The sequence below is a fragment of the Sandarakinorhabdus sp. genome, assembly GCF_031422795.1.
Classification (GTDB): domain Bacteria; phylum Pseudomonadota; class Alphaproteobacteria; order Sphingomonadales; family Sphingomonadaceae; genus Sandarakinorhabdus.
In genome coordinates this window covers 1-11569 of sequence record NZ_JANPML010000115.1, presented here as the reverse complement: position 1 = coordinate 11569, position 11569 = coordinate 1, and the positions used below count along the sequence as shown (strand labels likewise).

Genomic DNA, 11569 nt, shown 5'->3' with positions numbered 1-11569 from the left:
CAGCTTCCTCACGCTGACCACCCGCGGCGGCGCGCACAAGGCACGCACCCTCACGCCGCGGGCGGCCGAACTGGCCCGCCACATGATCGCCAAGGTGCCGCCAGACATGAGCAAATATCTGCTCTGCCCGATGCCCGGCCTCATCGTGTCGATCGCCGTTGCCGAAGGCGAGCACGTCGAAGCCGGCCAACAGCTTGCCACCGTGGAAGCCATGAAGATGGAAAACATCCTGCGGGCCGAAAAATCCGGCGTCGTGGCCAAACTGCTGGCCAAGGCCGGCGATTCACTGGCGGTCGATGCGGTGATCATGGAATTTGAAGGATAAATGGCCTCCGGCGGGCAGGGGCGCAGCCCCTGCACCCGTTGGTTTTCAGGCAATTCTTCAACTGAAATTCGTCCTGAGGCTGGCTCAGGCCAGCAGCCCGCGTGGATGCGGCGAAGCCCGAACTCTCACAACTGTGGATGCTGGCCTGCGCCAGCATGACTCGCTGCCGTGTGAACAGGGCCGGGCAAATCAAAAGTGGGTGCAGGGGCTCAGCCCCTGCCCGCCGGAGGCCACCTTACTTCGCCGCCGCCGGCTCCTCTGTTTTCGGCGGCCCATCTTCCAGCCGCTTCACAAACGCCGCTGCGTCGCTGGCCAGCGCTGCATCGCGCAAGCTGCGGGCCAGGGCGGCATAACCGTCGCCGTGCGGTGCAAAGGCCACCGGTTCCAGCACCTTGGCGGCTTCGGCCATGCGGCCCTTGCGCACCAGAACTGTCGCCATGTCGAGCACGATTCCCGATACTTGCGGTGCCAGTTCCCACATCCTCTGCACCACGTCGAACAGATTATCGTCCACCGGGCCGCGTTCGATATCGCTGGTGTGCACATAAAGATGCAGGGCCCGCCAATCAGCCGGCGCGGCCTTTGCCGCCCGCACCAGCAGCCGCCGCGCCGTGCCCCGATTGGCCTGCGCGTCGGCGGCGATCAGGGCTTCGGCCTTCAGGCGCAGCAGATCGGCATCGTCGGGCGCCGCCGCCAGCAGGCCATCCAGAAGGCTGTTCGCCTTGGCCTTGTCCCCCCAGTACAGCTCGGCCAGCGCCAGGGTGCGGATGGCCAGCGCGTCGCCGCCATGGCGCGCGGTGGCACCCTGCACCCGTGCCAGCGCCGCCTTGGCATCCGGCGCCTCACCGCCCCTGTTGTCCAGCCAGGCATGCAGCATGATCACATCGCCAGCCGATGCCGGCAGATCACGCACGGTCACCGCCACCGGTTCCGGCCCCTTGCGGGTGAGCCGGCTGAAGGTCATCCGGCCCATATAGGCCTTCAGCGGGCCATTGAGTTCCCGGGGTTCGGGCAGCACATGCGCCTTGAACGCGCTGAGCGGATCGTTGCCGCCGGCCACCGCCCGCAGATAGGCGTTCAGCTTGGCAGACATGCCGGGCGCGCGGAACATGTAATGGGTCAACAGCCAGCTTTGGGCGTAGAATTTCAGCACATCATCTGATCGCAGCCTGGCCTGTTCCCGCCCGATCACCCGATCCCAGTTCAGCCATTGCTCGCTGAGCGAATAGGCGCGGCCGGCATCGAACTGGCCGAAGTCAACCCGCGTCGGGAAAAAGGTCGCGGTCATGAAATATTCGGCAAAACCTTCGACATACCAGGCCGGATAGCTTTGCCCGGTCGATGCAAACATGTGGTGGTGGGCATATTCGTGCAGCAGCACCTTCTGGCCAAACTCCCCCTTGGTGGCGAAGGCCGCGATACCGCTATCGCCGGCATTGTAGAAACCGGCCACATCTGGCCCCACCTTGCCGAACGGCACCGCGCTGGACATGGTATCGACGATATAGATATCCAGTTTCGGCGCCGTCTCGCTCACCTGGGCCGTGGTGAATTTGCCCAGCAGCGCGCGATAATCCTCCAGCAATTCGGCTCGCCGCCGCAGATCGGCGGCCGACATGTCGGCATAAACCCGGAAATGCGCCGATTCCGCCACCCGCCAGGCCGCCGCACCGGGGGAGGCCGCAACAAGACCAATCAACAGGAACAGCAGGCGTCGCATCACCACAGCATCACCAAAAATTCGTTGCGGTCAAACCGTGGTCACAAAAATTTTTGATTAACCTTTCTGCCTTATGAAACCAATTTGGATCTGTTGCATTCGGATTGGGTCGAACGTGATTTCCATGGGTCGTATTGCTTGCCTTGCTGCGGGCATCTTTACCTTCATGCCGGCTGCCGCTTCGGCAACGGTCATCCTGTCGGGTGGCCCGGTTTCCCCCCTGCCCGTCGAAGTGGGTGCCCGCGCCCGCTGGGGCGGCACCGGTTTCGAAGCGGTGATGCTGGATGCCGGCACCCAGGTGGTGGGCACCAGCCTCAACCCGGTGGGCAGCCCGGTGTGGCAACTGGGCCAACCCCACGCGTTTCGCCTGTTCTGGAATTGGACGACAGGCGCACTGACCTGGCAGATCGATTTCAATCGCGACAGCAGTTTCGGTGCCGGCGAAACGGCCAGTTTCACCCGGGTGGCCCGGATCGGCACCAGTTTTTCCTATGTCCTGCTCACCGCCAACAGCCGCACATCAGGCGCCAACAGCAACGCCATCGACATCAGCAATCTGCGCATCAACGGCACCAACCTGGGCAGCTTTACAGCTGACAGCGCCAGCCCTTCCATCGGCCAGTTTTTCGAACCGGATCCACTGGGCCCGCGCTTCCGATCGATCGAGATATTGGGCAATCTGGTGTTCCGCAACACCGGCGGTAACGGCGCGTTCCAGGGCGAACGGCCACGCATGCAGATCGATTTCGTGGGCGCCGAACCGGTGCCGGAACCGGCAAGCTGGGTGATGCTGGTGACCGGCTTTGGTGCCGTGGGTGCTGCCCTGCGCCGCCGGCGGCCGGTGGCAGCCAGCTAAACCTTACGCCAGCAGCGGTGTCAGCGCGGCTTCGTGCCTGAGCAGCCAGGCCTTGCGTTCCACCCCGCCGGCATAACCTGTCAGCGCGCCGCCGGCGCCGATGACCCGGTGGCAGGGCACCACGATGCCGATCGGGTTTGCGCCATTGGCCAGACCGACCGCGCGGCTGGCCGAGGGTTGGCCGATGGCGGCGGCAAGCTGGCCATAGCTGCGCGTTTCACCCGCCGGGATGGCGCGCAGTGCGGCCCACACCTTGCGCTGGAAATCGCTGCCGATGCCCGCAACGGCCAGCGCATCGAGCGCGGCCACATCGCCGGCAAAATAGGCGGCCAGCGCCTTCACCAATGCCGGCGGGGCGGGCCCTTCGATAAGCTCACCCTTGGGATGGTGCCGGCCAAACAGCCGGTGCATCCGGTTGGCATAATCGTGGAAGTCGAGCGCGTGCAGCGCACCATCGGGCGCGGTGATGGCGAGGAGATCACCCAGCGGGCTGGCGATGCGGGAGAGGATATGGCTCATGGCCATTTCCTACCCATCTTCACGATGAGGCGCTGGCGGAAATCCGCCATCATGTCCGACAGCTGAGCCCGCCCTGATTATTGACCCCGCATTCGGCCCGCTGTTCACCGATGGCAAAGCGCACCAGCAGTGCGCCGGCCCCTGCCAGCTTCACCGCATCGGCCACCGATTTCACCGGCTGGCCGCCCACGCTTTCGATCAGCGAGCCGGGGCGCAGGAAGCGCGCAGCCGGCGCATTGGCATCGATGGCGACCACCACCACACCCTGTTCGGGCAGGCCAGCACCCAGTTCCTGGGCATAGGCCGGCGACAGATTGGCCAGCGTCACCCCGGTCAGGATGGAACGGGCGGCGATGCGGGTGAGCGTACGGGGCGGATTTTCCGGCGGTGCGGCCAATATCACCGGCATCTGCCGTTCGGCACCGTCACGCCACACCCGCACATTCAGCGTGGTGCCCACGCCTTCGGTGGCAAGGCTGTAGCGCAGCTGGCCGCCGTTCGCGACTTCCTTGCCGTCCACGCTGCGCAGCACGTCACCTTGCCTGATCCCTGCGCGCGCGCCAGGGCTGCCTGGCACCACCGCTGTCACCAGCAGGCCGCCGGGGCGATCAAGGCCCAATTGCTTGGCGGTATCGGCGGTCAACGCCTCGCCTTCCACGCCGATCCAGCCGGAAACCAGCTTGCCCTTGTCGGCCGCGTTCAGAAACACGCGCACCATTTTCGATGGAATGGCAAAACCGATGCCGTTGGAACCGCCGCCGCGGCTGAAGATGGCGGTGGGCACGCCGATCAGCCGGCCTTGTGCATCCAGCAGCGCACCGCCGCTATTGCCGGGGTTGATGGCGGCATCGGTCTGGATGAAGAACTGCCAATCGGAAACCCCGATGCCGGTGCGGGCGAGTGCCGAAACAATGCCGGTCGTCACCGTCTGGCCGACGCCGAACGGATTGCCGATGGCCACGGTCACATCGCCCACTTCGACCCGATCGGAATCGGCCATGCGGATGACCGGCAGCGCCGCGCCTTCGGTTTCCACCTTCAACAGCGCCAGATCGAGTCGCGGATCAGCAAACAATATCTTGGCCTTGAACTCGCGCCGGTCAGCCAGGGCGACCAGGATCTGATCGGCGCCTTCGACAACGTGGTTGTTGGTGATGATCAGGCCGTCGCCGCCAACGATGACGCCCGATCCCAGCGATTGCGACACGCGTGGCTGCACCGGCGCGCCGCCGAAAAAGCGTTGGACGAATTCCTCATTCATGCTGCGCGGGCGGCGGTCCACCGTGGCGGTGTAGATGTTGACCACGGCCGGCGCCGCGGTCTTGACCACCGGCGCGAAGCTCAGCGCCACCTGGCCTGCGGCGGGCACGGCACGGGCGATATCACTGGTGTCCATCGGCGGGATTTGCGCTGCGACATGGCCAGTATCGGACAATGTGGCGACGCCCACGGCCAGCCCGACCCCGGCCGCCAAGCCGAGCCCGACCCCGCCCGCCAGTTTCAAACCTTGAGCCATGCGTGTGATCATCCTGTTCATTCTGCCGAGATTGCTGCGCGAAGTTTAAGCAGCCCTGAATAACTGCTACGCATATGGGGAGCATTTTGGCTTTGCGAAGGGGGAAGCATGAAACTGTGGCACTGCCGCGATGCGCGCAGCTTTCGGCCGCTGTGGGCGCTGGAGGAACTGGGCCTGCCCTACGAACTGGTGCTGCTGCCCTTCCCGCCGCGCTGGATGGAGCCTTCGTTCCTGGAATTGAACCCGCTCGGCACCATCCCCTTCTTCACCGATGGTGATGTGCAGATGACCGAGAGCGCTGCCATCTGCCAATATCTGGCGGACAAAACCGGCGAGCTGCGGGTGCTGCCCGGCGATCCGCGCTACGGCGATTACCTCAATTTCCTGCACCAGTCCGACGCGACGCTGACCTTTCCGCAGACGCTGGTGTTTCGCTATCTGCATCTGGAAAAGCCGGAAAACCGCAATCCAAAGGTGGCCGAAGATTATCGGCGCTGGTTCCTTGCCCGCACCATCTGGGCCGAACGCGCACTGTCTGATGGCCGCCCTTGGCTGTGCGGCGATGATTTCACCGTGGCCGACATCGCGGTGGCCTATGCCCTGCTGTTTGCTGGCAATCTTGGCCATCTGGGCGAGGTTGGGCCGCATTTGCTCGGTTTCTGGGAGCGGTGTCAGGCGCGCGACGGCTTCAAGCGGGCCAAGGCAGCGCAAAAGGCTTAGGCGGCGCGCACCCCAATCACCTCATCCAGCCGCAGTGGCCGGTAGAGATGCGGGAACAATTGCCCGCCCCGGCTTTCTTCCCACTTCAGCGCTTCACCCAGCGCATCGGCATCCAGCGTCAGCGCCACAACACCCGCATCACCGGCGAGCCATTTGGCCAGTGTGCCCGGTGCCTGTTCGGGCGTGGAGATATGGATATAGCCATCGCGCAGATCGTCCGCTGATCCGGCGAACACGCCGTCTGCCTGGAACTGTGCCCACTCGCCGGCGCGCAGCAGTTTGACGATCGGCGTCACTTCAATTCCCGCACCGGCACTTTCAACGTGCACAGATCGGCAGCGCCGGCCTGCCGGATGAAAAACCCGGTGCGGTTGGCGCGGGCCTGCACCACAGCACGGAAACTCGGGCTGGCGGTGTCCATCATCTGCCAGCGCGGAAAACCGGGGATCTGGCTGGCAAGGCGCACGCGGGCGATCTTCACGCGCTGCTTTTCGTTCTTGTAGAAACCCAGCGCCTCGGTGCCGCGCGGCAGGGCGGCGTGCGGCTCGATCCCGGCGAGCACGCGGCCAACATTGGCGATGTTGCGATCAAGATGGCGCGGGCCATGGCCGATCACGGTGTACAGCTCGGCGCCATCACCGGTATCGGGCGGCATGTCGCGGCCCACACCGACAGTGCCATAGCAATGCGCCAGCCACACCGTGCCCGTGCTGGAATCGCGCGCCGCCTGCCAGCCCGAAACCCAGCCCGCTTCGGCATAACTGTCCTTGAACGGCGACGGTGCGAAGGCAACATCGTCGATCGACCGTTCATATTCGGCGGGCAGCGGCGCTGGCCGCAGCCGCTGTTCGCGCACGTCCGGCGGCTGGCTCACCGGCTGCTTGCCGGCTTCGGGTTTGGCGGCCCATTGCACGACATAATTATCCTGCACGCGCACGATGCGGCCATCGTCAAAGCGGCCGGCCCGCACCAGTTTCTGGATGGCAGCAACATGCATCGGTGCAAATTGCGGCGCCAGCTGGATCACCATCTGGCCCACCGCCGTATCCATCACCATGATGTGATCCGGGCTGATATCGAGCCAGTGATTGGCTGGGGCAGCGTTGGCAATCTCGTCAGCGCTGGTGGCAACAAGCGAGGGCGGAGGTGACGCTGCCGGCGCCTGGGCCATCAGCAGCGGCGCAGCGAGCAAAAGCAGCTGCTTCATCAGGCCACTTCCGGCTGAAAATCGAGGGCCAGGCCATTGATGCAGTGGCGCAGTCCGGTCGGTTCCGGCCCGTCGGGGAAAACATGGCCCAGATGGCCACCGCAGCTGGCGCAATGCACTTCTGTGCGGGTCATGCCGTGGCTCACGTCGGTCTTGATGCCAACCGCGCCTTCGGCTGCATCGTAAAAACTTGGCCAGCCAGAGCCGGAATCATACTTGGTGCCTGAATGATACAGCAGCGCGCCGCAGCCAGCGCAGTGATAGTCGCCGCTGCGCTTTTCATCATTCAGCGGCGAGGTGAAGGGCCGTTCGGTGGCAGATTCGAACAGCACGGCGCGGGCTTCAGGACTAAGGCAGCTCATCAGGTTCTCCAGCGCGATACGGGATCAGACTCAGCGCATCGATTGCGCCTTGCAGGATATAGCTCGCCGCCAGCCTGTCCACCCGCTCTGCACGCCTGGCGCGCGACAAATCCTCGGCAATCATCGCCCGTTCCACCGCAACGGTGGACCAACGCTCATCCCACAACAGCACGGGCAGCCCCAATGGCGCAACGTTTCGCGCAAACGCCCGCACCGATTGGGTGCGCGATGAATCGGTGCCGTCCATGTTGAGCGGCAGGCCAATGACCAGCCCGACCAGCCGTTCCTTGCCCACCCACGCCTTCAATTGGGCCAGATCGGCGCTGAATTTGGTGCGGGCGATGGTGTGGGCCGGGCTGGCAAAGCTCCAGCTGGCGTCACAGGTGGCCAGACCGATGGTCTTGGTGCCCACGTCCAGCCCGCCCAAACGGCCAGCATCGGGCAGTGCCGCCGCAAAATCCGGGGCGGCGGCGGTAATCAGCGTTCCGCGTTCCATGCCACCACCCGCGCCGCCACATCGCGCCGCACCGCTTCCCAGAACAGCGGATAATCAAACACGTGGAAATTGTTGCCGGGCAACACAAAGGCCGGATAGCCCGATGGCACCTCGCCGATCAGCAGCAGGCCGCGCGGGTCGCAGCGGGCCGGCACGCCGGGCGTCACCAATGTGCCGGCTGTTAGGGTTGCCGACGGCACCAGGCTGCCGGGGTTGGCGCTGGCTGGCGCCGCATCACCGATGCTGCCGGTCAGCGGATTGCTGCACAACATGGCCGTGTTGGCGCGTGGGCTGCCGGCCAGCCCGATGCCGGCATAATAGACATCAAGGATGGCCGCGGGTTCAGCCGGCTCGGCAAAGCTCTGCCAGCTGAGCAGGCAGCGCGCCTGATTGCGGCTTTCGCAGGCGCGCAGGCCCAACGCCGGCAGATCGGCATCAATCGACACCGGCCAGCCCACGGCATAGGCCGCCACAACGCGAGCAGCCAGCGGCGTGCCCGCCACTTCTTCCTTCAACAGGCGCAGCAGGTGCAGTGCGCCCTGGCTGTGGCCGGCCAGGATGATCGGCCCGCCCGGCGGCTGCGCCTGCAGGAAACGATCGAATGCGGCCTTTACGTCGGCATAGGCCAGTTGCTGCGCTGATTGGGCAAAGGCGCGGGTTTCGGGTGTGTTGGCAAGGAAACTGCCCAGCACCGCCTGGCGATAATGCGGCGCCCACAACGGGCCGGCAGCTGCCAACGCGCTGGCTTCGGTGCGCAGGAAACCCGCCAGCCGCTGCGCCGTGGCGGCATCGCTGGAACGGCCATTCCACTGGCCATTATCAAAGGCGGCCGTGGGGGGCACGAAAAACACCGGCACATCGCCCTTGGGCAGAACGGCAGCGCCTTCCGGCACGAAGCCGGCGGGATCATCGGCCAGGCCGGGCCGTGCCGCCCAACTGGCCGGATCGCCGTAATCATATGGCGCCCCGGCATCCGCAGCGGCAAATGCCCCGCGCGGCACCAATGCAGCGGTCATCAGGCGATCACCGGCCAGCCGCCAGATCAGGCCCAGCGCGATGACGATGATGATGGCAATCGCCACCAGCCACAGGAACAGCCGCGGCAGCCGCGCCTGGCGTTCCACCCGCGCGGGCTTTGCAGCAATTGTCGCCGCAGCATCTGCCTGATTGTCGTCCGTCGATTGCCCAGTCAAACTTCGTGGCCTTCAGCAAGGTTAAGGCCGGTTGCCTAGCAGCGCTTTTGGTGCTCTGCGAAGAAAAACATGGTATCGAGAGACGAGGCGCTTGAGTTTTTTGTAATGAGCGGCATAAAGTCACACCCATGAGCAGCATTCTTTGCGTTGAAGACGACGCCACCATGGCCGATCATATCGCGCAATGTCTGCGCGAAGCCGGCCATAGCGTTGATGTTGCCGGCACCGGAACATTGGGTTTCGAACTGGCGATGGATGGCCATTATGCCGCCATCGTGCTCGATCGCATGCTGCCCGAAGTTGATGGCCTCACCGTCTTGTCTCGTTTGCGCGAAGCCGGCAACCGCACGCCGGTGCTGGTGCTGTCGGCCCTGGCCAGCCTTGATGAACGGGTGAAGGGCCTGCGCGCCGGTTCCGACGATTATCTCACCAAGCCGTTCGAACTGCCGGAACTGCTCGCCCGCCTCGAAGCGGTGCAGCGCCGCGCCGCGCCGTCAGGCGAAGTGACCCGGCTGGTGGAAGGCGAGTTGGAGCTTGATCTGCTCGCCCGCCGCGTTACCTGGGGCGGCAAGCGCATCGATCTGCAACCGCGCGAATTCCGCCTGCTGGAATTTCTGGTGCGCCACCGCGGCCAGGTCGTCACCCGTTCCATGCTGCTGGAAGGCGTGTGGGATTATCATTTCGATCCGGGCACCAACGTCATCGACGTGCATGTGAGCCGCCTGCGCAAGAAGCTGGATGAAGGCGGCGCCGGCAATATCGTACAAACCGTGCGCGGCACCGGCTATCGGGTCGGCGGCGAACCGGTTTCGGCCTGAGTCATGCCCCGCGTGGGGCAATTGTCGATGCTGCCGCCGCAACTGCACCGGTTGTTGAACCGCCTGATGCCGCGCACCACCACGGCGCGGATCAGCCTTGTCCTGTTCCTGGTGCTGTTTTCCGGATCGGCGCTGATGCTGATTTTGCTGGAACGCGCCACCCAGAATCTGCTCGAACGCGATGCCCAAACCCGGGTTGACGCCATTGCCGATGCCTCGATGCAGGCGTGGCAGGAAGACGGCCTCGAAGCCGCCGTGACCATCCTGGATGGCGAATTGCAGGTGCCGGGGCCGCTGGTCATCCACCTGGCCAACCGCGATGGCACCCTGTTCATGGGCAATCTGTCGCGCTGGCCGAAAGATGTGCCGGTGGATGGCGGCTTTCACCGGGTCACGGCGATGGCGGACGAACAGGGCGACCCCACCCCCTATATGGTCACCGGCCGGGCCATGCCGCAGGGCTTTCGCCTGCTGGTTGGCCGCAGCCTGGAAGCCGAAGTGCGCCTGCTGATGACGCTGACCACCATGCTTGCCGCCGCCTTGCCGCTGGCGGCGCTGCTGGCGTGGCTGACCAGCCGGATGATCGCCCGCATCATCACCGATCGTGCCCACGGCATTGCCGATGTGGTGAGCGCAGTGACCGCCGGCAATCTGCACGCCCGCGTCGATCTGCCGGCCGGCCCGCCCGCCGATGCATTCGATTCCATGGGGGCGGCCTTCAACGTCATGCTGGCGCGGGTGGAATCGGTGCTGGATGAACTGCGCGCCGTTACCGACGGGCTGGCGCATGATCTGCGCTCGCCGCTCACCCGGTTAAAGGCGCGCATCGGCAAATTGAGCCAGGGCAGCGTTGTTGATGCCGCCGATCTGGCCGCCGTGTCGACCGAGGCGGAATCCCTGCTCGCCATGCTCGACACCAGCCTGGAAATCAGCCGCGCCGAAGCCGGCATCGGCCGCGATCGTTTTGAAGAAGTCGATCTGTCCAAGATGATCGCCGATCTGGCCGACATGTACGAACCGCTGGCCGAAGATGCCGGCGTGGCGCTGAAGCTGCAGCCGGGTTTGTCGCGGGTGACGACGCGGGCGCACCGCCAGTTGCTGGGCCGGACGCTGGCCAATCTGATCGACAACGCACTGCGCTATGGCGCTGCCGGCAAGGTGATCGAACTTGGGGTGGAAGCCAGCGACAGCGGCGCGCGGCTGCTGGTGTCCGATCGTGGCCCGGGCATCCCCGCCAGCCAGCGCCAGGATGCGATCAAACGCTTCGGCCGGCTGGACGCTGCGCGCGGCCGTCAGGGCCAACATTTGCAGGGTGCCGGCCTGGGCCTGTCATTGGCGGCCGCCGTCGCCCGCCTGCACGGCGGCAGCATCAGCCTGTCAGACAACAAACCGGGCCTGATGGTGGCCATCGATCTGCCCGGCCTGCCAGCGGCGGAATAGGGCTCAGCCCGCCACCACCAGCCCGTGGCGTTTCTTGCCGGCACTCACCTTCTGCCCCGGTGCCACCAGCGCCGCATCGCTGCCTGCCACTTCGCCATCGATGCGGGCACCGCCCTGCGCCACCAGCTTGCGCGCTTCGTTCTTCGATGCGGCAAAGCCCAGGCCGATCAGTGCATCCACGATGGAAACCGACCCGCTCACGGCAAATTGCGGCAAATCTTCCCCGGCGCCGCCTTCGGCAAAGGTGGCGCGCGCGGTTTCAGCAGCGGCTTCGGCTGCAGCACGGCCCCGGCACAGTGCGGTGGCTTCGGTGGCCAGCACCTCCTTGGCGTGGTTGATCCCGGCGCCTTCCAGCGTCTCCAGCCGGGCAATCTCTTGCCAAGGCAGATCGGTGAAC

Annotated in this window: 13 protein-coding genes and 1 pseudogene; 5 read left to right on the top strand and 9 right to left on the bottom strand. The window is 65.2% G+C overall.

Annotation, left to right across the window (positions count from 1 at the left end):
- On the top strand, nt 1-325 hold a 325-nt coding region (locus RMO81_RS04390), incomplete at its 5' end, for a biotin/lipoyl-containing protein (RefSeq protein WP_310474531.1).
- Between the two features lie 235 nt (nt 326-560).
- Here the strand turns inward: RMO81_RS04390 and RMO81_RS04385 are convergent.
- Nucleotides 561-2045, bottom strand: a complete 1485-nt coding sequence (locus RMO81_RS04385; RefSeq protein WP_310474530.1) for a hypothetical protein — start codon at nt 2043-2045, stop codon at nt 561-563.
- A 166-nt stretch (nt 2046-2211) separates the two neighbouring features.
- On the opposite strand from RMO81_RS04385, the gene RMO81_RS04380 reads away from it, so the two are divergent.
- Complete coding sequence (locus tag RMO81_RS04380; RefSeq protein ID WP_310474529.1) at nt 2212-2901, top strand: PEPxxWA-CTERM sorting domain-containing protein; 690 nt, start codon at nt 2212-2214, stop codon at nt 2899-2901.
- Between the two features lie 3 nt (nt 2902-2904).
- On the opposite strand, the gene RMO81_RS04375 is transcribed toward RMO81_RS04380, so the two are convergent.
- Nucleotides 2905-3426, bottom strand: a complete 522-nt coding sequence (locus RMO81_RS04375; protein ID WP_310474527.1) for a methylated-DNA--[protein]-cysteine S-methyltransferase — start codon at nt 3424-3426, stop codon at nt 2905-2907.
- A gap of 43 nt (nt 3427-3469) precedes the next feature.
- A complete protein-coding gene (locus tag RMO81_RS04370) occupies nt 3470-4936 on the bottom strand; it encodes a Do family serine endopeptidase (RefSeq protein ID WP_310474525.1) in 1467 nt (488 codons plus the stop codon).
- 108 nt (nt 4937-5044) lie between these two features.
- Between RMO81_RS04370 and RMO81_RS04365 the strand changes: the two genes are divergently transcribed.
- Nucleotides 5045-5656 carry a glutathione S-transferase family protein gene (locus RMO81_RS04365; RefSeq protein WP_310474523.1) on the top strand — a complete coding sequence of 204 codons (612 nt, stop codon included), beginning with the start codon at nt 5045-5047 and terminating at the stop codon, nt 5654-5656.
- On the opposite strand, the gene RMO81_RS04360 is transcribed toward RMO81_RS04365, so the two are convergent.
- From RMO81_RS04360 to RMO81_RS04340, 5 genes are read right to left on the bottom strand one after another with little or no spacing between them, the layout of a single operon-like run.
- Nucleotides 5653-5952, bottom strand: coding sequence for a DUF952 domain-containing protein (locus RMO81_RS04360; RefSeq protein WP_310474522.1), 300 nt, complete (start codon nt 5950-5952; stop codon nt 5653-5655). The two genes, RMO81_RS04365 and RMO81_RS04360, sit on opposite strands and share 4 nt — an antisense overlap.
- Nucleotides 5949-6863 carry a peptidylprolyl isomerase gene (locus tag RMO81_RS04355; protein ID WP_310474521.1) on the bottom strand — a complete coding sequence of 305 codons (915 nt, stop codon included), beginning with the start codon at nt 6861-6863 and terminating at the stop codon, nt 5949-5951. The genes RMO81_RS04360 and RMO81_RS04355 overlap by 4 nt, the downstream gene beginning before the upstream one ends.
- Entirely contained in the window at nt 6863-7225 is a 363-nt protein-coding gene (gene msrB, locus RMO81_RS04350; RefSeq protein WP_310474520.1) for a peptide-methionine (R)-S-oxide reductase MsrB, read from the bottom strand. The genes RMO81_RS04355 and msrB overlap by 1 nt, the downstream gene beginning before the upstream one ends.
- Complete coding sequence (ruvX, locus tag RMO81_RS04345; protein WP_310474532.1) at nt 7212-7706, bottom strand: Holliday junction resolvase RuvX; 495 nt, start codon at nt 7704-7706, stop codon at nt 7212-7214. Before ruvX ends, msrB begins: the two co-directional genes overlap by 14 nt.
- Entirely contained in the window at nt 7703-8914 is a 1212-nt protein-coding gene (locus tag RMO81_RS04340) for a DUF3089 domain-containing protein (protein ID WP_310474519.1), read from the bottom strand. The genes ruvX and RMO81_RS04340 overlap by 4 nt, the downstream gene beginning before the upstream one ends.
- Nucleotides 8915-9042: 128 nt before the next feature.
- Here RMO81_RS04340 and RMO81_RS04335 point away from each other — a divergent pair, with 128 nt between their 5' ends.
- Complete coding sequence (locus RMO81_RS04335; RefSeq protein ID WP_310474518.1) at nt 9043-9732, top strand: response regulator transcription factor; 690 nt, start codon at nt 9043-9045, stop codon at nt 9730-9732.
- Nucleotides 9733-9735: 3 nt separating this feature from the next.
- The gene (locus tag RMO81_RS04330) at nt 9736-11172 is read left to right on the top strand and encodes an ATP-binding protein (RefSeq protein ID WP_310474517.1); all 1437 of its coding nucleotides are present in this window, start codon (nt 9736-9738) and stop codon (nt 11170-11172) included.
- 3 nt (nt 11173-11175) lie between these two features.
- On the opposite strand, the pseudogene RMO81_RS04325 reads toward RMO81_RS04330, so the two are convergent.
- Nucleotides 11176-11569, bottom strand: a pseudogene (locus tag RMO81_RS04325) (tyrosine--tRNA ligase); the annotation flags it as partial.

Excerpts from the sequence above, each read along its gene's own strand:
- RMO81_RS04370 (WP_310474525.1), bottom strand. The coding sequence starts at position 4,936 with ATGGCTCAAGGTTTGAAACTGGCGGGCGGGGTCGGGCTCGGCTTGGCG.
- RMO81_RS04380 (WP_310474529.1), top strand. The coding sequence starts at position 2,212 with ATGCCGGCTGCCGCTTCGGCAACGGTCATCCTGTCGGGTGGCCCGGTT.
- RMO81_RS04365 (WP_310474523.1), top strand. The coding sequence starts at position 5,045 with ATGAAACTGTGGCACTGCCGCGATGCGCGCAGCTTTCGGCCGCTGTGG.
- RMO81_RS04335 (WP_310474518.1), top strand. The coding sequence starts at position 9,043 with ATGAGCAGCATTCTTTGCGTTGAAGACGACGCCACCATGGCCGATCAT.
- RMO81_RS04330 (WP_310474517.1), top strand. The coding sequence starts at position 9,736 with ATGCCCCGCGTGGGGCAATTGTCGATGCTGCCGCCGCAACTGCACCGG.
- msrB (WP_310474520.1), bottom strand. The coding sequence starts at position 7,225 with ATGAGCTGCCTTAGTCCTGAAGCCCGCGCCGTGCTGTTCGAATCTGCC.
- RMO81_RS04385 (WP_310474530.1), bottom strand. The coding sequence starts at position 2,045 with ATGCGACGCCTGCTGTTCCTGTTGATTGGTCTTGTTGCGGCCTCCCCC.
- RMO81_RS04375 (WP_310474527.1), bottom strand. The coding sequence starts at position 3,426 with ATGGCCATGAGCCATATCCTCTCCCGCATCGCCAGCCCGCTGGGTGAT.
- RMO81_RS04355 (WP_310474521.1), bottom strand. The coding sequence starts at position 6,863 with ATGAAGCAGCTGCTTTTGCTCGCTGCGCCGCTGCTGATGGCCCAGGCG.